We start from the raw sequence: 17,567 nt of genomic DNA, 5'->3' as shown, positions 1-17,567 counted from the left end.
ACTGCTTTGCCGGCCAAGTGATTCGCAAGACCTACTATATCACCTCGACCGTGGTTCCGACATTGACCCGTTCATAGAGGTCGACGACGTCCTCGTTGCGCATGCGGATGCAGCCCGATGACACCGCACCGCCGATCGTCCACGGCTGGTTGGTGCCGTGGATGCGGTACTCGGTCGTGCCGAGGTAGAGCGCGCGGGCGCCAAGCGGGTTCTCCGTGCCGCCGGCAAGATAGGTCGGCAAATAGCGGCCCTTGGCGGCTTCACGCTTGATCATCTGCGCCGGCGGGCGCCAGTCCGGCCATTCGCGCTTGTTGGTGATCTTGTGCGTACCCGACCATTCGAAGCCCGGCTTGCCGGTGCCGACGCCATAGCGCCTTGCCTTGCCGTTCTTCTCGACCAGGAAGAGGAAATTCTGCGTGGTGTCGATGACGATCGTGCCCGGCTTCTGGCCTCCGTCATAGTCGACTTCCTGCGGCAGGTAGATCGGGTTGATCTGAGGACGCGCGACCATGCGCTTGGCCGGCGGCTGCACCGCCGCCGTCTGCACCCGGTCGGGCTGCGCCGGGCGCAGGCGCCGCTGTTGCTGGACGACCTGGCGGTTCTGGCGCACGATGCCGGGTGCCTGGCCAAGCTGCAGCACCCAGGGTGCGGAAAGGTCGGGGCTCACCATCACCGGCGGCCTGTCGGCATAGCGGTCGCCGGCGGTTGAGGGTGTGACGCCGGCGGCAAACACAGCCACGGCGCCGAGCACGGGAAACAGAACTGTCTTCATCGTAACGCACCTTGATCGTCTGATACAAAACGGGTGGAAACGTCCTCCCGGTTCGGCGATCATTGGCGCGCAAGCAGCAACCGAAACATGAATCGGAATGCGTAAAATGCGGAACTGTCGGTAAACCTTTTGGTGTGGTTACCGCCGGGTTCAGGAATCTGGTAAAGCCGCAGTAAATGCCGCGCAAAAGCGCGTTAACGAACGGATTTTGGCTTATGGACAAGGAAAACACCGGACTGCTCGCCGGTCCCGATGGTGTCGCGCGCTGCTTCTGGCACGGCAATCTGCCCGACTATCTGCACTACCACGATCATGAATGGGGCCGGCCTGTGGCCGACGACCGCAGGCTGTTCGAAAAGATCTGCCTCGAAGGCTTTCAGTCTGGCCTGTCGTGGCTGACCATTCTGCGCAAGCGGGAGAATTTTCGCGAAGCCTTCGCCAATTTCGAATTCGACAAGGTCGCCGCCTTCACCGACAAGGATGTCGAGCGCCTGCTCGGCAATGCCGGCATCATCCGCCATCGCGGCAAGATCGTCTCGACCATCAACAACGCCAAGCGCGCCCGCGAAATGGCCGACGAGTTCGGCTCGCTGGCCGCCTGGTTCTGGAAGTTCGAACCCGGCAAGGAGGAGCGGCCGCAGATCGTCGATCTCGCCCATCTGCGCGCCAACCCGACCACGGCGGTCTCGGTGCGGATTTCGAAGGAGTTGAAGAAACGCGGCTGGAGCTTCGTGGGGCCGACCACTGTCTACGCCTTCATGCAGGCGATGGGCCTGGTCAACGACCATCTCGAGGGCTGCATCTGCCGCAAAGAGGTCGAGAAGCAGCGGAAGGCGTTCAAAAGGCCGAAGTAGCCCCTCTACTTCCGGTAAAGCGAGTAATTTCAGGTGCCGTTGGCGCTGGCCAGCACCAGGCCGGCGACGATCGCCACCACCGTGGCCACGGTCGGATAGATCACCAGCAGGCCGGTCATCAACGCGTCGCGCATGGATGGGCCTTTGCCGGTGTCGGCCGGCACTTCGAACGGGCCGGCAGCCTGGCTGACCATTTTCGGAGCGTGGATGTCGGCCGGGCGCAAGCGCGCGGGCAATTCGCCGGCTTCGCCATCAATAGCGTAAAATCTTGCTGTGCTGACCATGGCCCCGAGCCCTCATTTACCCCGCCTTATCGGCGACGATTGTGTCGGCACGATGCCGCACCCGTGTCGGGATTGTTTCATTTTCGATGCGGTTTTGTTTCACGGAGGTTCGAGCGTGGTGCTGGGTGCCGACCCTTGCCGCTCCCGGCTGCATCAGTTAGGAAACGCGCGCTGCCGAATAGGAAATTTCCTATCCCGCAACGCCACGAAACACCGGATGCTCACTCATGGCCGACAAATCGGAAAAGACGAAAGCGCGGCTGCCGCGCGGTTTTGCCGACCGCAGCGCCGAGGATATCCGCGCCGTCGAGAAGATGATGGCGACGATCCGCTCGGTCTATGAGCTTTACGGCTTCGAACCGGCAGACCAGCCGCTGATCGAATACACCGACGCGCTCGGAAAATTCCTGCCCGACCAGGACCGGCCGAACGAAGGCGTGTTCTCCTTCCAGGATGACGACGACCAGTGGCTGTCGCTGCGCTATGACCTGACCGCGCCGACGGCCCGTTTCGTCGCCGAGAATTACGAGCGCCTGCCCAAGCCTTACCGCAGCTATCGCTCCGGCTGGGTGTTCCGCAACGAGAAGCCAGGCCCCGGCCGCTTCCGCCAGTTCATGCAGTTCGACGCCGACACGATCGGTACGCCGGGCGTGGCCGCCGACGCCGAAATGGCGATGATGATGGCCGACGTCATGGAAGCGCTCGGCATCAAGCGCGGCGACTACGTCATTCGCGTCAACAACCGCAAGGTTCTGGATGGCGTGCTGGAGGCGATCGGGCTTGGCGGCGAGGAGAATGCCGGACGAAGGCTGACGGTGCTGCGCGCGATCGACAAACTGGACAAGCTCGGGCCGGAAGGCGTGAAGCTTTTGCTTGGCCCGGGCCGCTGGGACGGTGGCAAGGAAGGCGAAGGCGACTTCGCCAAGGGCGCCGGGTTGAATAACGGGCAGGCCGAGGCAGTCCTTCTCGCGACAGCGAGGAATGCACAGGTAGGCCAGGATTCCATGGTCAGTTCGAATGCCATCTACCAGGAAGGCGTCGGCGAACTCGCCACGATTGAAGCGCTGGTCAGGGCGGCAGGATATGGCGAGGACCGTATCGCCATGGACCGCTCGGTCGTGCGCGGCCTCGAATACTACACCGGCCCTGTCTTCGAAGCCGAGCTGCTGGCCGAAATCCCCAACGAGGACGGCCAGATCGTGCGCTTCGGCTCGGTCGGTGGCGGCGGTCGCTATGATGGTCTGGTTTCGCGCTTTCGCGGCGAGCCGGTGCCGGCGACCGGCTTTTCCATTGGCGTCTCCAGGCTGATGACGGCGCTGAAGAACCTCGGCAAGCTCGACGCCTCGGATGTGATCGCACCTGTCGTCGTGCTGGTGATGGACAAGGACACCGACAGTCTCGGCCGCTACCAGAAGATGGTGGCGAGCCTGCGCGCCGCTGGCATCCGGTCCGAAATGTATCTCGGCGGCGCCGGCATGAAGGCGCAGCTCAAATATGCCGACCGGCGCGGCTGCCCGGTCGCGATCATCCAGGGCGGCGACGAGCGCGCCAAGGGCGAACTGCAGATCAAGGACCTGATCGAAGGCGCCCGCATGTCGGCCGAAATCACAGACAATGCCGAATGGCGCGCCGTCCGCCCGGCGCAGGTGACGGTGGCGGAGGGCGAGCTGGTCTCCGAGGTTAGGAAGATCCTGGGGGCGCAGGCTGCTGATCGCGCGAAAGGTGGCGCTTGAACACCCCCCTCTGGCCTGCCGGCCATCTCCCCCGCAAGGGGGGAGATTGGATGTCACGTGGGCTTTCGCCAATCTCCAGCGTTGAAGAAGAGGCGCTGAGCCTCAAGCTGCCGATCTCCCTCCTTGCGGGGGAGATGGCCGGCAGGCCAGAGGGGGGTGCCTCGCGCCCATCCGCTCCATGACCTCCCGCACCCCCGCCATCTCCACCGACATCACCAACCTCTTCGCCACCCGCAACACGCATGCGGTCGAAGTCGCCATATTGCAGCCGGCCGACCCGTTCCTTGACATGGCCGGCGAGGATCTACGCCGCCGTATCTTCCTGACCGAAAGCGAAACCGGGCAGACATTGTGCCTGCGGCCGGAATTCACCATTCCGGTCTGCCTCGACCACATAAGCTCGCAGGCCGGCACGCCGCGACGCTATTCTTACCTGGGCGAGGTGTTTCGCCAGCGCCGCGAAGGCGGCAACGAGTTCTTCCAGGCCGGCATCGAGGATCTTGGCGATCGCGATACCGCTGGAGCCGATGCCCGCTCGGTGGCCGATGCGCATGCGCTGCTGTCGCTGGTGCTGCCTGGCCAGGCATTGGCGATCACGCTCGGCGATCAGACTATTTTCGAGGCGGTTCTGGCTGCCCTTGGCTTGCCGCGCGGCTGGCGCATGCGCCTTGCCCGTGCGTTCGGCTCGGCGCCGATGCTTGAGGCGGCTCTCGCCGATCTCGCCAACCCGCCGCGCAACAGCCAGCTCTCCGGCCCGGTCGCGGCCCTTGTGCTAGACGGTGATCTGGACGGTCTTTCCGCCCATATCGCCAGCGGCATGGAAGAGGCGGGCCTGTCGGCGTCCGCCGGGCGCGCGCCGTCCGACATTGCCCGGCGGCTGATCGAGAAAGCCGAATTGCGCAGCGTTCGGCTGTCGAGCGAGGCCTTTTCCGCGCTGAAGGATTTTCTGGCGATCGACGTTCCGCTTGATGGCGCAACCCAGGCGCTGGAGTCCTTCGCCACCGGCGCCGGGCTGTCGCTCGATGTCGCGCTGGAAAAGTTCGCTGCCCGCGCCAAGGCGATCGAAACGTATGGCTTGCCGGCCGATAAAATCCGCTACGACGCCGCCTTCGGCCGCCCGCTCGATTACTACACCGGTCTTGTTTTCGAAATCGCGGCCGACAATGGCGACCGGCCGCTGGTCGGCGGCGGCCGCTATGACCGGCTGCTGACCCTGCTTGGCGCGAAGACGCCTATCCCCGGCGTAGGCTTTTCGGTCTGGCTCGATCGCATCGAGGCACTGCGGGAGACGGCGCCATGATCACGCTGGCGATCCCGTCGAAAGGCCGCCTGAAAGAACAGGCGCTGGACGTGCTGGCGAAAGCCGGCCTCGCCGTCAGCCTGCCAGGCGACGAGCGCAAGTACCACGCCCGCGTCGAGGGTCTGGATGATGTCGAAGTGGTGTTCCTGTCGGCTTCCGAAATATCAGGCGAGATCGGCCAGGGCGCCGTCGATCTCGGCATCACCGGCGAGGACCTGGTGCGTGAAAACCTCGCCGACTGGGAGGCGCGCGCCGAAATCGTCGCCCGTCTCGGCTTCGGCAATGCCGATGTCGTGGTGGCTGTGCCGGATATCTGGCTCGATGTCGACACCATGGCCGATCTCGACGACGTCGCCGCCGATTTTCGCCAGCGCCATGGCCGGCGGCTGCGCATCGCCACCAAATACTGGCGGCTGACCCAGCAATTCTTCTCGCAGAAGCACGGCATCCAGGTTTATCGTATCGTCGAGAGCCTAGGGGCTACCGAAGGCGCGCCGGCGGCCGGTCTGGCCGATGTCATCGTCGACATCACGACCACCGGCTCGACGCTGCGCGCCAATCATCTCAAAGTGCTGGGCGATGGCCTTGTCCTGCGCTCGCAGGCCTGTCTGGTGGCGTCGAAGAAGACACGGGCGGCGGCTGATGAGGCGCTCTTGCGCGACATTGCCGCGAAGATGGCGGCTGCGGCCGGATAGCGGCGGGGCCCACTACCCTTAGGGCCCCGACCCAGCTTAAGAACCCTGACGGCCGCCCAGCGGTGTCGGTAGCGTTTGCGCCGAGGTTTTCATGTTGATAGGAATTTTTTCTTGACCCGTGAGGGCAGCTATGCTACATTTTTGCCCATGGTGCTGATTTGCGCCAGCGACCCGCCGCCCAGGCGGGTTTTTGCGTTTTGGGGCTTCGTCAACCAACGCGAAGCTCCGAAGCATCGTTGACCTGCCACGACGATCGGCGGGTTTTCACCACCCCCTCAGGCTGATAGGTTCGGCCAATGCATGTCGCCCAAAAGTGATCTCGGTTTTGGGAGAACGACATGCATAAAAACAAGGACCTAAAGCGCGTCGCATGATTCCGTTTCAGCGCGACACGCTTTAGTCCCGGGAGGAGAGAGCGATGCCGGTCAATCTCGACGAGCTGAAGAACGCCAGCAATTTGCGCGGACGCGGCGCGCGTGCTGGCGGTGTCTTCGTGGCACCCGTCGACAACAGGGCGCATGTCTCTGGCGAACGCAGCGTGCCGCTGCTCGACAAGACCATCCCCGCGCTGTTTTCCGACACCGTCAGCAAATACGGCACGCTCGACGCCGCCGTTTTCGTTGATCAGGACAAGCGCTTCACCTGGAGCGAACTGTCGGACACAGTGGACGCGCTGGCTGCCGGCTTCCTGGCACTGGGGTTGGCAAAGGGCGATCGCGTCGGCATCTGGTCGCCCAACCGCTGGGAATGGCTGGTGACGCAGTTCGCCACCGCCCGCATCGGCCTGATCCTGGTCAACATCAACCCCGCCTATCGGTTGACCGAGCTCGACTATGCGCTGAACAAGGTCGGCTGCAAGGCGCTGGTCACCGCTGCCAGGTTCAAGACGTCAGACTATCTCGGCATGATCGAGACGCTGGCACCCGAGATCGCCAAGGCCACACCGGGCAAGCTCAAGGCACAGAAACTGCCGGCGCTGAAGATCGTCATCCGCATGGGCGACGAGAATTCGCCCGGCATGTTCAATTTCGGCGACGTGCTGGCCATGGCCGGGCGTGACGAGCATGACAGCCTCGACCGCATCTCGGAGAAGCTGAAGCCGGGCGAGGCCATCAACATCCAGTTCACCTCAGGCACCACGGGAGCCCCCAAGGGCGCGACGCTGACCCACAGCAACATCGTCAACAACGGCAATTTCGTCACTTCGGCGATCAAGCTGACCGTCGACGACCGGCTGTGCATTCCGGTGCCGCTCTACCACTGCTTCGGCATGTCGATGGGCACGATGGGTTGCGTCTCGAAAGGCGCCACCATGGTTTTTCCGGGAGAAGGGTTCGACGCCGGCGCCACACTGAAGGCGGTGGCGCAGGAACGCTGCACCGGGCTTTATGGCGTGCCGACCATGTTCGTCGCCCTGCTGGATCATCCGGATTTTTCCGCCTTCGATCTCTCCAGCCTGCGCACCGGCATCATGGCCGGCTCGCCATGCCCGATCGAGGTGATGAAGAAGGTGGTGTCGCTGATGCATATGGAACAGGTGACCATCGCCTACGGCATGACCGAGACCAGCCCGGTCTCGTTCCAGAGCGGCGTCGACGACCCCTTGGAAAAGCGCGTCTCGACCGTCGGGCGCATCCATCCCCATGTCGAGGTAAAGGCGGTCGATGCCGATGGCGCTACCGTTGCGGTCGGCGTACCGGGTGAGCTTTGCACGCGCGGATATTCGGTGATGAAGGGTTACTGGGACGACGAAGACAAGACCCGCGAGGCGATCGACAGCGACGGCTGGATGCACACCGGCGACCTCGCCACCATCGATTCCGAGGGTTATTGCAACATCGTCGGCCGGGTCAAGGATATGGTCATCCGCGGTGGCGAGAACGTCTATCCCAGGGAGGTCGAGGAATTCCTCTACCGCCATCCAAAGGTCAAGGAGGTGCAGGTGTTCGGCATTCCCGACGCCAAATATGGCGAGGAGCTGTGCGCGTGGATCGTGCTCAAGCCCGGCCAGATCGCCACCGAGCAGGAGGTCAAGAACTTCTGCGCCGGCCAGATCGCCCATTACAAGATCCCCCGCCACATACGCTTCCGCACCGAATTGCCGATGACGGTGACCGGCAAGCCGCAAAAGTTCTTGATGCGCGAGGCCATGGTGGAGGAACTGGGGCTGGTGGCGCAGAAGACGGCGTGAGCGAAGGCGGCGCTTCGGTTTGTCCGGCGCGCTGGGTGCGGTCAGGTCGCGATCCTGCTGCATCATTTGGAGCGCGTTGTTTGTGAGGGGGCGAACGCCGGCCGTCGGGCCTGCCGGATGTTTTCCAAGGCGCTCCACACTCCACATGGGGTTTTCCGCAAGGTTCGCAGAAGCGCATAGGGGCTTGAATGGTTGGTTTCAAACGATCGGTGGTTTCTTATGCGTTGCCCTTGGCCGCCTTGGTGATGGCTGTTGCAGTCAGGGCAGGCGGGCTGTCGGCGGACGAAGGTTCGCTGAGCGCCAGGATACTCGTCGGAGCGCTTTCGAGTGCGATTATGTTCACCACCATTTTCGTGGTGCTCGACCACGCCGAGGCGGTGGCCCGGCGTGTAGGAGAGCCCTATGGCACATTGGTGCTGACTTTTGCCGTGACGGCAATCGAGGTGTCGATCATCGTTTCCATGATGCTGCATGGAGAGAACAACCCTACGCTTGCACGTGAGTCCGTCTTCTCAACGGTGATGATTGCATCTACCGGCGTCGTCGGCACGTGTCTTGCGCTCGGCGGCTGGCGTCATCGCAAGCAGGCAATTGTTCGACAAGGGACCAGCGCATATTTGGCGGTTCTGATCGCGCTGACCATCATGACGCTTATTCTGCCGACCTACACACAAGCTACGGGGCCGGGCACATTTTCGGCAGCTCAACTTGGCTTTGTGAGCGTGCTTTCGGTGCTGCTTTATGCAAGTTTTGTGTTCGCGCAGACTGTCCGCCACCGAGAAGACTTTGTCGAAGGGCAGGCCCACGGCGTTGCGCTGCGGACTGCCCCTCACGAAAGCGTCTTTGCCGGCGCATTGCTGCTTTTGATCGGGCTGATTGGCATTGTCATGCTCGCCGAGCAGGTCGCCGCAAGTGTTGAAAATACGCTCGTTGCCTATCAGGTGACACAGGCTGACAGCATTGTGGGGGCATTGATCGCCGGGCTGGTTTTGATGCCGGAGGCCATTTCGGCGGTTCGCGCTTCACTCAACAATGAGCTGCAACGCGGTTTGAATGTCGCGATGGGTTCCGCTTGTGCCACGATTGGTTTGACAATACCGGCGGTCGCAGCCGCCAGCCTGCTGACGGGAAGAGGGTTAACCCTGGGGCTGCCGGCTGCTGATGCGGTCCTTTTGGTCTTGGCGCTTTTCATATGCAATGTAAGCTTCAGCACTGAAAGAACGACGTTCTTGACCGGAATGGTCCATCTTGTAGTATTTTTTACTTATGTATTTCTGATATTTATACCATGAGAGCTTTGGTGCAAGCGAAGCGCCAAGGGGGCGGTATCCTTCGTTACCTCACGCCGTGGATTTGAGGTGGTCGATGAAGGCGCGCAGCTTCGGCAGGATCTGGCGCTTGCCGGGATGGTAGAGGAAGACGCCCGGCGTCGTGGCGGCGATGGTGTCTAGGACCGGCTCGAGTTTTCCCTGGCCTATCGGACCTTCGGCGACGGGTCGGGGGATCTGCGCCAGCCCAATGCCCTGCATCGCGGCCCCGAGCAGCGTCGGATAGTCGTGCGCGATCAGCGGGCCTGAGACCATCGCCTCGATCTCCCCGTTGCCGTCGACGAAAGACCAGGGCGCGATGGCGCCGTTCGAACGGCGCAAGCGCAGGCAGGCGTGGCGGCACAAGTCGTCGACGTGCTCGGGGTAGCCATGGCGCTCGAGATAGTCCGGACTGCCGACGACCACGAACGGGAACGACGGCGTCAGCCGCACCGCGACCATGTCGGGCGCGATGAACTGGCCGAGGCGGATGCCGGCATCGAACCCGCCGGTCGCAAGATCGACCATCTCGTCACTCGCGGCGATCTCCAGCTCGATCTCCGGATAGGTTCGGCAGAACGACGCGATCATCGGCTCCAGGATCAACGGCACGACGGCGCGGGGCACAGACAGGCGCAGCAGCCCGGTTGGCCGTTGGCCGACATCGCGCGCGGCCTCGCCTGCCGCGACGAGCTCCTCGAAGGCAGGTCCGGCACGATCGAGGAACCGCTGGCCAGCCTCTGTCAAACCGACGCTTCGCGTCGTGCGCACGAACAGCGCCGCACCCGTGCGGGCTTCCAGCGTGCGCACCGCCTGGCTCACGGCGGACGGCGTCACGCCGAGATCGGCGGCGGCACGGCGAAAGTTGCGGCGCCTGGCAACCGCCAGGAAGGTCTCGACCCCGTCCAGCGCACCGTGCCGGACTGTGTAGTTCTGCTTCATAGGTTGTTGTGATTACACCGGGTAGTCGAATTATGGAAGCAGGCTTAGAGGTAACCGACTGAAGCTGGGGCCGCGTGAACCGGCTGCTGACAGGAGGCCAAATGTCCACGGAAATGGTGTTCCAGACCCATCTCGTTCTAGGCTACGTCGCGTGGCTGCTCTGCTTCGGCGCATACGGCCTCCCATGGCTGAGCTCGCTGGACCGGGTCGCGGCGCAACGTGCCATCGCCACCCTGCACAGCTTCCGTTTCTTCGGGCTCGTCTTCATCCTGCCGGGCGTCGTAAGCCCCGATCTGCCGGCCGGTTTCGCCGTGTTCGCCGCCTACGGCGACTTCGCAACAGGGGTACTGGCCATGCTGGCGCTGCTCACGGTGAGGCTACCCCGGCTCTTCTGGCCGTTGATCGTCGCCTTCAACATCGTCGGGACGGTCGAGCTCGTCGTCGATTATTACCACGCCATCCAGGTCGGCCTCCCTGCACATGCGGAGCAACTGGGCGCCGCCTACGCGATCCCGATCATCTATGTGCCGCTGCTGATGATCACGCACATCGCCGCATTCTATTTTCTGCTACGCCCTCCGAAGGTCCGGATCCTAACGACGACCGCCCCGGCTGTGCTTTGACGGCAAGAGTATCCCCCAAAGAAAAAGGCGCGGATTTGGCCCGCGCCTTTGTTCTGTCCAGGCTTTCGAAGCTCAGTCCTTCTCGAAGATGCGCGCCTTCGCAACCACGCCGGCGATGGCGCCGCCGATCAGCGGTGCAACGATGAACAGCCAGAGCTGGCCGATTGCGGCAGTTCCCGAAAACAGCGCCGGGCCGATCGAGCGGGCCGGGTTGAGCGACGTTCCGGTCACCGGGATGATGGCGAAGTGCAACCCTGCCAGCGTCAGGCCGATGACCAGTCCGGCGAACGCGGTCGAGTGCTTTTCAGCCGTGACGCCAAGGATCACGGTGACGAAGGTGAAGGTGCCGATCACTTCCCACAGAAATGCCGAGCTGACGCCCCATTTCGTCACATCCCAGCCATTGGCGCCGAAGCCGGTCGTGTGTCCGCCAACCTGGCCGGAAACGATGATCCACAACGCCAGCGAAGCAAGGACGCCGCCGATGACCTGCGCGATCCAGTAGGGGATGACGTCCTTGGCCGGCAGCCGGCCCGCCAGAAAGACACCGAGCGTCACCGCCGGGTTGAGATGCGCGCCCGAAATCGGGCCGATCGCATAGGCCGCCGCGATGAGGCCGATGCCGAACGCCAGACCGATGCCTTCCTGGCCGAGAGGCAGCGCGCCGCCGAAGCCGCCCGTCACCACAGAAGCCGTACCGATGAACACCAATAGAAATGTGCCTAGAACTTCCGCCAGATAAGTCTTCATTGCCCTCTCCTCGTGTCAATCCGCCGGTCCGCCTTTTGCGCTCCGCGAATCACAACCGGAAGAGTATTCGCAACCAGAAAAGTTGGAAAGCAGAGCGGTTGTGCAGGCCGACCTGCTTGTGCGCGCCGGTTGCGCGCTCTAGAGCAGGGCCGGAATAATTTTCTGCGTGACGGAACAAGACCATGCGATTGGGCGGACGGCTGGCTGCGGCCATCGAAGTGCTGGAAGACATCGGCCGGCGCCACCGGCCGGTGGCGGACGCGCTGAAGGATTGGGGCCTGTCGCATCGCTTCGCCGGCGGCGGCGACCGTGCGGCGATCGGCAACATCGTCTATGACGCCTTGCGCCACAAGCGTTCCGCCGGCTGGCTGCTGGGGCAGGACACGCCGCGCGCCATCGGCTTCGGCGCGCTGCTGCTCGAATGGGGCCAGACGGCACAATCGCTCAACGAGGCGCTTGATGGCGACAAGTTCGCACCGCCGCTGCTGACCGCCGCCGAGCTTCAGGCCATCGCCGACCATCGGCTCGCCGACGCGCCGGACGCGGTGCGGGCGGATGTTCCCGACTGGTGCGCGCCGCTTTTCGAGCGAGCCTTTGGCTCGACCTGGGCCGACGAGGGCGCGGCGCTGGCAACGCGCCCGCCGCTCGACCTCAGGGTCAACACCTTGCAGGCCAACCGCGACAAGGTGCTGGCCGAACTGACGGGAACTGGCGCGAAACCCTCGGCAATCGCGCCACACGGCATCCGCATCCCGCCGATCGACGGCGACGGCCGGCACCCGAACGTGCAGGCCGAGCCGGCTTTCCAGAAGGGCTGGTTCGAGGTCCAGGACGAAGGCTCGCAGATCGCGGCCGCCCTTGCCGGGGCCGAAGCCGGCATGCAGGTGCTGGATTTCTGCGCCGGCGCCGGCGGCAAGACGCTGGCACTGTCGGCTTCGATGGAAAATCGTGGCCAGATCTTTGCCCATGATGCGGAGAAAGCACGGCTGGCACCGATCTTCGACCGCATCCGTCGTTCGGAAAACCGCAATGTGCAGGTGGTCACCAAACCCACAGAACTCGCGCCGCTCGGCAACCACATGGACATCGTGCTGGTCGACGCCCCATGCACCGGCAGCGGCACCTGGCGCCGCCGTCCCGACGCCAAATGGCGGCTGACGCAGAGACAGCTCGATGCCCGCAAGGGCGAGCAGTCGGCGATCCTCGATGCGGCCAAAGCCTATGTCAAACCGGGCGGCCTGCTGGTCTACATCACCTGCTCGGTGTTCGATGAGGAAAACGGTGAGCAGATCGCGGCCTTTCGGGACCGTAACAGCGGTTATGTTCCCGTCGACCACCGCCGGCTCTGGGACAGCCGTTTTCCCGGCCATGAGGCAGCCGCACGCATCGGCGCCAAAGGCGACATCTCGCTGTCGCCGGCGCTCAGCGGCACCGATGGGTTTTATCTCTGTGCGTTACGCAGATCGGCCTGAATCCAATTCCTGACGGATGCGCGGCGCCGGCCGGCAGGCCAGGTCGATTGTGCAGTGCAGCAAAAGCATTTGCCTGCCGTCCATGCCTCTGCAATAAGCTTATCCGCGTAGAGGAAGGCAGCGGCAATGGCAGCAAAGATCGTACCCGCCCCGGACTATGAGGATCGCGTCAGGACCTCCTTCGCGCGCCAGAAGGCGATGGCCACGATCGGCGCCGAACTGACGCTGGTGACGCCCGGCATCATCGAGATCGAGATGCCCTATTCGGTGGCACTCACCCAGCAGCACGGCTTCCTCCATGCCGGCGTCATTTCGACGGCGCTGGACTCGGCCTGCGGCTATGCCGCCTTTTCGCTGATGCCGGAAAATTCCGGCGTGCTGACCATCGAGTTCAAGGTCAACCTCCTGGCGCCGGGCAGGGGCGAGCGCTTCCTGTTTCGCGGCTCGGTGACCAAGCCGGGCCGCACCATCATCGTCGCCGACGGCCAAGCCTACGCCTTCGCCGCCGACGGCGAGGCCAAGCTGATCGCCACCATGACCGGCACCATGATGACCGTGGTCGGGCGTGATGGCATAGAAGGGTGAGTGGCCGGTTCGCCGCAGGCGAATCCATCGTGCCGGTGGCACGATGGAAGGCCACGAACGCCGGGAGCTGCCGGAGGCAGCGGGTCCCGGCGAGCGGCGGTGCAGATAAGCAGATGATCCGGCGGAGAGGAGCAAATCATCATGACCGGTAAAGTGTCGCGCCTGTCGGGCAAGGACGTCCTCTTCGTCATGGCGGCGCAGGCCGAATACGGCCCGCACCTCAAGCAGTTGTTCACGCCGTTGATGACCGGTGTCGGTCCCGTCGAGGCCGGCGTCAGGCTGGGTGCGGAACTCTCCTGGCTGAAATCGCAAAAGGCACTGCCGGATCTCGTTGTTTCGCTCGGCTCAGCCGGCAGTCGGACGCTGGAGCAGACGGAGATCTACCAGGCGGTTTCGGTCAGCTACCGTGACATCGACGCTTCGCCGCTCGGCTTCGAAAAGGGTGCGACACCCTTCCTCGACCTGCCGGTAACCGTGCCATTGCCCTTCAAGATACCGGAGATCAGGCAGGCGACCCTGTCGACCGGCGCAGCGATCATCACCGGTGCGGCCTATGATGCTGTTAGCGCCGACATGGTCGACATGGAGACCTTCGCCTGCCTGCGCGCCTGTCAACTGTTCGACATTCCGCTGATCGGTCTGCGCGGCATTTCCGACGGGGCGGCCGATCTGCGGCATGTCGGCGACTGGACCGAATATCTTGAAGTCATCGACGAGAAGCTGGCGGACGCCGTCATGCGGCTTGAACAGGCAATCGGCGACGGCGCCCTTCGGACGGAACCATCCCATGAAGATGCCAGACCAGCCTGAAAGTCGGGCTACGCAACCCATTGCGCCGACTCGTTTCTTTCTCTAAACGCTCGCCATGAAAACAGCCAATCATCCCGACACCGTCCTGATTGTCGATTTCGGCAGCCAGTTCACCCAGCTCATCGCCCGCCGCATCCGCGAGGCCGGCGTGTTTTCCGAGATCGTGCCATTCCAGTCGGCCGAAGCGGCATTCAAGCGCATCAATCCGAAGGCCGTCATTCTGTCCGGCGGTCCGGCTTCGACCGGCGATATCGGCAGCCCGCGCGCGCCGCAGATCGTCTTCGATTCCGGCGTGCCGGTGCTTGGCATCTGTTACGGCCAGATGGCCATGTGCGTGCAGATGGGCGGCGTTGCCGAAAGCTCCGATCATCGCGAGTTCGGCCGCGCCTTCGTCGAGATCCAAAAGGACAGCCCGCTGTTCGAGGGCCTGTGGGCACCCGGCCAGCGCCACCAGGTGTGGATGAGCCATGGCGACCGCGTCATCTCCTTGCCCAAGGGCTTCGAAGTGTTCGGCAAGTCGGAAGGCTCGCCCTTCGCCATCTTCGGCAACATCGAGCGCAAGATGTACGGCATCATGTTCCATCCCGAGGTGGTGCATACGCCCGACGGCGCCCGGCTGCTCAGGAATTTCGTCCACAACATCGCCGGCATCGAGGGCGACTGGACCATGCGCGCCTACCGCGAGCACGCGGTCGAGACGATCCGCAAGCAGGTCGGCAAGGGCAAGGTCATCTGCGCGCTGTCGGGCGGCGTCGATTCCTCCGTTGCGGCGCTGTTGATCCACGAAGCGGTCGGCGACCAGCTGACCTGCATCCTTGTCGACCACGGCCTGATGCGCAAGGACGAGGCCGCGGGCGTGGTGGCGATGTTCCGCGAACACTACAATTTACCGCTCATTCTGGTGAACGCGTCGGACCGTTTCATCGACGCCCTCGAGGGCGAGTCGGACCCGGAGAAAAAACGCAAGACCATCGGCCGGCTGTTCATCGAGGTGTTCGAGGAAGAGGCCAAGAAACTCGGCGGCGCCGAATTCCTGGCGCAGGGCACGCTCTATCCCGACGTCATTGAAAGCGTCTCCTTCACCGGCGGCCCGTCAGTGACGATCAAGTCGCACCACAATGTCGGCGGCCTGCCCGCGCGCATGAACATGCAGCTTGTCGAGCCGCTGCGCGAACTGTTCAAGGATGAGGTCAGGGCGCTGGGCAAGGAGCTTGGCCTGCCCGAAAGCTTCATCGGCCGGCACCCGTTTCCAGGCCCGGGTCTTGCCATCCGTTGCCCCGGCGGCATCACCCGCGAAAAGCTGGAGATCCTGCGCGAGGCCGACGCCATCTATCTCGACGAGATCCGCAAGGCCGGCCTCTACGACGCCATCTGGCAGGCCTTCGCCGTGCTGTTGCCGGTGCAGACGGTCGGCGTGATGGGCGATGGCCGCACCTACGAGTTCGTCTGCGCGCTGCGTGCCGTCACCTCGGTCGACGGCATGACGGCGGATTTCTACCACTACGACATGGCCTTCCTCGGCGCCGCCGCCACCCGCATCATCAACGAAGTCCGCGGCATCAACCGCGTCGTCTACGACGTGACGTCGAAGCCGCCGGGAACAATCGAGTGGGAGTAGGAGTTAGTAGTCTGGACTGCTCCGGCGTAGTTTTTCGCAGAAAAAGCAACGATTTGCGGTTTATCTCATTCACTATCGATGCTGCATCATCAACTGAAGTCTCCGACTGTCTAAGTCACTGATTTTTCTGGCCCCGTGCAAACGAGGGCTTCGTTGCGTGTGAAGGGCAGCAGATCAATCTGGCGGTACTTTTGACGGTACTTTTCGTACGTGAATCAACGTCCGAGAAAGGACCGTCACCCGTTTCTCGGCCTGACGCTTTTTGTAGGTCAACCATTTGAAATAAATGGCTTTCCCGGTGACGTTTCGGCGCGAACAGTACTTTAAAGCGCGTCGCGTTGAAACGGATTCATGCGACGCGCTTTAAGTCTTTGTTTTCATGCATGTCGTTGTCCCAAACCGGGGCCACTTTTGGGCGACATGCATCAGCCGCACGTCCTACCGTCAGCGCAAGTCCGCATTTGTGAGATTGGGCGCCGGTGTGTCTTGAGATCGCCTCATTGGCTGACCGCAATCAGAATTCTAGGCGATGCCGCCCAAAAGTTCCTCCGCCCTGGAAACAGCGGCCGCCTGATGTGGCTGCAAGGGTTGGCCGGCATAGCTTTCGAAGACCGGCAGGAACGGGTCGTCGATATGCGTCCTGATGCCGGACAGTTGCTCCATCACCGCCAGGCCGCAATAGGGAACGTAGGAGGCCGAATAGCCGCCCTCATGCGACATCATCAGGCGCCCGCCGCAGAGGTCGTCCGCCGCCTGCATCAGCATCCGCGTCATGTCGCGGTAGCTACCGCTATGCAGCATCATGCGCCCCAGCGGATCGGCCGCCGAGGCGTCGAAGCCCGACGGCACGACGATGAGATCAGGCTTGTAGCGATTGAGCGCCGGTAGCACGACGCGTTCGAAGACGGACATGTAAGCGCCGTGGCCGCAGCCGGCCGGCAGCGGTACATTGATGTTGTAGCCTTCGCCCTTGCCCTCGCCGCGTTCCTTGTGAAGACCGCTGTCATCCGGATAAAGACCGTCCTGATGGATCGAGATGGTCAGTACCGACGGGTCCGAATAGAAGGCGGACTGGGTGCCGTTGCCGTGATGAACATCCCAGTCGACGCTGGCGACCCGCTCGAAGCCATGTTTGGCCCGGTTCTTCAGGATAGCGACCGGAACGTTGCCGAACAGGCAAAAGCCCATGCCTTGCCCGCGCTCGGCATGATGGCCGGGCGGTCGTACCAGCGCATAGCCATTGTCGGCATCGCCGCTCAACACCGCATCCATCACCGCTGCCGTGCCGCCGGCGGCCAGACAGGCGATTTCGTAGCTGCCATGGCCGAAGGGGGTGAGATAGCTCGCATCGCCGCCGCGCCCATCACTGAGCAGCTTGATACGGCTGATGTAGTCGCGGTCGTGAAACAGGGCGAGGTCATCCTCGCTCACCGCGACGGAGGCGATCTTATACAGTTTCTCGGTCAGGCCCGAAACCTCCATCAGATTGCGGAATCGGCGTTTCGTGTCGGCATTCTCCGCATGCTCGCCGGGCTCGATGGTCAGGCTCGGCTGAAAGAACTGCGCGGCATTGCCGGTCTCGTGCCAGAGATAGAGTTCGTGGAAATTCCAGCCTGTCGTCATGTTTTGTT

16 protein-coding genes are annotated in these 17,567 nt (G+C 63.2%); 11 read left to right on the top strand and 5 right to left on the bottom strand.

Annotation, left to right across the window (positions count from 1 at the left end; genetic code table 11):
• Positions 1-34: 34 nt before the first annotated feature.
• On the bottom strand, positions 35-772 hold the full coding sequence (locus NKJ37_RS21015) for a L,D-transpeptidase (RefSeq protein WP_023809023.1): 738 nt from the start codon (positions 770-772) through the stop codon (positions 35-37).
• A gap of 215 nt (positions 773-987) precedes the next feature.
• Here NKJ37_RS21015 and NKJ37_RS21010 point away from each other — a divergent pair, with 215 nt between their 5' ends.
• Positions 988-1,626 (top strand): DNA-3-methyladenine glycosylase I, encoded by a 639-nt coding sequence (locus tag NKJ37_RS21010; protein ID WP_023809022.1) that lies wholly within the window; start codon positions 988-990, stop codon positions 1,624-1,626.
• Between the two features lie 29 nt (positions 1,627-1,655).
• On the opposite strand, the gene NKJ37_RS21005 is transcribed toward NKJ37_RS21010, so the two are convergent.
• Positions 1,656-1,910, bottom strand: coding sequence for a hypothetical protein (locus NKJ37_RS21005; RefSeq protein ID WP_023809021.1), 255 nt, complete (start codon positions 1,908-1,910; stop codon positions 1,656-1,658).
• Between the two features lie 227 nt (positions 1,911-2,137).
• On the opposite strand from NKJ37_RS21005, the gene hisS reads away from it, so the two are divergent.
• The 5 genes from hisS (at position 2,138) to NKJ37_RS20980 (ending at position 9,121) form a co-directional block, all read left to right on the top strand.
• Positions 2,138-3,643, top strand: a complete 1,506-nt coding sequence (hisS, locus tag NKJ37_RS21000; RefSeq protein WP_352676024.1) for a histidine--tRNA ligase — start codon at positions 2,138-2,140, stop codon at positions 3,641-3,643.
• A 178-nt stretch (positions 3,644-3,821) separates the two neighbouring features.
• Positions 3,822-4,943, top strand: a complete 1,122-nt coding sequence (locus tag NKJ37_RS20995; RefSeq protein ID WP_023809019.1) for an ATP phosphoribosyltransferase regulatory subunit — start codon at positions 3,822-3,824, stop codon at positions 4,941-4,943.
• Positions 4,940-5,638 (top strand): ATP phosphoribosyltransferase, encoded by a 699-nt coding sequence (gene hisG, locus NKJ37_RS20990; RefSeq protein ID WP_023809018.1) that lies wholly within the window; start codon positions 4,940-4,942, stop codon positions 5,636-5,638. The genes NKJ37_RS20995 and hisG overlap by 4 nt, the downstream gene beginning before the upstream one ends.
• A gap of 418 nt (positions 5,639-6,056) precedes the next feature.
• The gene (locus NKJ37_RS20985; protein ID WP_352774882.1) at positions 6,057-7,829 is read left to right on the top strand and encodes an AMP-binding protein; all 1,773 of its coding nucleotides are present in this window, start codon (positions 6,057-6,059) and stop codon (positions 7,827-7,829) included.
• Between the two features lie 188 nt (positions 7,830-8,017).
• Positions 8,018-9,121: a calcium:cation antiporter gene (locus NKJ37_RS20980; RefSeq protein WP_352676029.1), complete on the top strand. Its 1,104-nt coding sequence runs from the start codon at positions 8,018-8,020 to the stop codon at positions 9,119-9,121.
• 48 nt (positions 9,122-9,169) lie between these two features.
• Here the strand turns inward: NKJ37_RS20980 and NKJ37_RS20975 are convergent, their stop codons facing one another.
• Positions 9,170-10,078, bottom strand: a complete 909-nt coding sequence (locus NKJ37_RS20975; RefSeq protein ID WP_352610053.1) for a LysR substrate-binding domain-containing protein — start codon at positions 10,076-10,078, stop codon at positions 9,170-9,172.
• Positions 10,079-10,179: 101 nt separating this feature from the next.
• On the opposite strand from NKJ37_RS20975, the gene NKJ37_RS20970 reads away from it, so the two are divergent.
• Positions 10,180-10,701, top strand: a complete 522-nt coding sequence (locus NKJ37_RS20970) for a DUF8737 domain-containing protein (RefSeq protein ID WP_352610055.1) — start codon at positions 10,180-10,182, stop codon at positions 10,699-10,701.
• Between the two features lie 72 nt (positions 10,702-10,773).
• On the opposite strand, the gene NKJ37_RS20965 is transcribed toward NKJ37_RS20970, so the two are convergent.
• Positions 10,774-11,451 (bottom strand): MIP family channel protein, encoded by a 678-nt coding sequence (locus NKJ37_RS20965; protein ID WP_013530368.1) that lies wholly within the window; start codon positions 11,449-11,451, stop codon positions 10,774-10,776.
• A 182-nt stretch (positions 11,452-11,633) separates the two neighbouring features.
• On the opposite strand from NKJ37_RS20965, the gene NKJ37_RS20960 reads away from it, so the two are divergent.
• From NKJ37_RS20960 to guaA, 4 genes are all read left to right on the top strand, one after another.
• A complete protein-coding gene (locus tag NKJ37_RS20960) occupies positions 11,634-12,923 on the top strand; it encodes an RsmB/NOP family class I SAM-dependent RNA methyltransferase (RefSeq protein WP_352610057.1) in 1,290 nt (429 codons plus the stop codon).
• Between the two features lie 126 nt (positions 12,924-13,049).
• A complete protein-coding gene (locus NKJ37_RS20955) occupies positions 13,050-13,508 on the top strand; it encodes a PaaI family thioesterase (protein ID WP_352610059.1) in 459 nt (152 codons plus the stop codon).
• A gap of 141 nt (positions 13,509-13,649) precedes the next feature.
• The gene (locus tag NKJ37_RS20950) at positions 13,650-14,318 is read left to right on the top strand and encodes a 5'-methylthioadenosine/S-adenosylhomocysteine nucleosidase (protein WP_352610060.1); all 669 of its coding nucleotides are present in this window, start codon (positions 13,650-13,652) and stop codon (positions 14,316-14,318) included.
• Between the two features lie 55 nt (positions 14,319-14,373).
• Positions 14,374-15,936, top strand: a complete 1,563-nt coding sequence (gene guaA / locus NKJ37_RS20945; RefSeq protein ID WP_023809008.1) for a glutamine-hydrolyzing GMP synthase — start codon at positions 14,374-14,376, stop codon at positions 15,934-15,936.
• Between the two features lie 522 nt (positions 15,937-16,458).
• Here the strand turns inward: guaA and NKJ37_RS20940 are convergent.
• A complete protein-coding gene (locus tag NKJ37_RS20940; RefSeq protein ID WP_023809007.1) occupies positions 16,459-17,559 on the bottom strand; it encodes a histone deacetylase-like amidohydrolase in 1,101 nt (366 codons plus the stop codon).
• Positions 17,560-17,567 lie beyond the last annotated feature (8 nt).

It is taken from the genome of Mesorhizobium sp. M0140 (assembly GCF_040322475.1).
Taxonomy (GTDB): domain Bacteria; phylum Pseudomonadota; class Alphaproteobacteria; order Rhizobiales; family Rhizobiaceae; genus Mesorhizobium.
The sequence above is the reverse complement of the archived record's forward strand: the minus strand, read 5'-3'. Positions and strand labels throughout refer to the sequence as shown.

Coding starts and splice junctions, on each gene's coding strand:
- NKJ37_RS21015 (WP_023809023.1), bottom strand. CDS start 772: ATGAAGACAGTTCTGTTTCCCGTGCTCGGCGCCGTGGCTGTGTTTGCC.
- NKJ37_RS21010 (WP_023809022.1), top strand. CDS start 988: ATGGACAAGGAAAACACCGGACTGCTCGCCGGTCCCGATGGTGTCGCG.
- NKJ37_RS21005 (WP_023809021.1), bottom strand. CDS start 1,910: ATGGTCAGCACAGCAAGATTTTACGCTATTGATGGCGAAGCCGGCGAA.
- hisS (WP_352676024.1), top strand. CDS start 2,138: ATGGCCGACAAATCGGAAAAGACGAAAGCGCGGCTGCCGCGCGGTTTT.
- NKJ37_RS20995 (WP_023809019.1), top strand. CDS start 3,822: ATGACCTCCCGCACCCCCGCCATCTCCACCGACATCACCAACCTCTTC.
- hisG (WP_023809018.1), top strand. CDS start 4,940: ATGATCACGCTGGCGATCCCGTCGAAAGGCCGCCTGAAAGAACAGGCG.
- NKJ37_RS20985 (WP_352774882.1), top strand. CDS start 6,057: ATGCCGGTCAATCTCGACGAGCTGAAGAACGCCAGCAATTTGCGCGGA.
- NKJ37_RS20980 (WP_352676029.1), top strand. CDS start 8,018: ATGGTTGGTTTCAAACGATCGGTGGTTTCTTATGCGTTGCCCTTGGCC.
- NKJ37_RS20975 (WP_352610053.1), bottom strand. CDS start 10,078: ATGAAGCAGAACTACACAGTCCGGCACGGTGCGCTGGACGGGGTCGAG.
- NKJ37_RS20970 (WP_352610055.1), top strand. CDS start 10,180: ATGTCCACGGAAATGGTGTTCCAGACCCATCTCGTTCTAGGCTACGTC.
- NKJ37_RS20965 (WP_013530368.1), bottom strand. CDS start 11,451: ATGAAGACTTATCTGGCGGAAGTTCTAGGCACATTTCTATTGGTGTTC.
- NKJ37_RS20960 (WP_352610057.1), top strand. CDS start 11,634: ATGCGATTGGGCGGACGGCTGGCTGCGGCCATCGAAGTGCTGGAAGAC.
- NKJ37_RS20955 (WP_352610059.1), top strand. CDS start 13,050: ATGGCAGCAAAGATCGTACCCGCCCCGGACTATGAGGATCGCGTCAGG.
- NKJ37_RS20950 (WP_352610060.1), top strand. CDS start 13,650: ATGACCGGTAAAGTGTCGCGCCTGTCGGGCAAGGACGTCCTCTTCGTC.
- guaA (WP_023809008.1), top strand. CDS start 14,374: ATGAAAACAGCCAATCATCCCGACACCGTCCTGATTGTCGATTTCGGC.
- NKJ37_RS20940 (WP_023809007.1), bottom strand. CDS start 17,559: ATGACGACAGGCTGGAATTTCCACGAACTCTATCTCTGGCACGAGACC.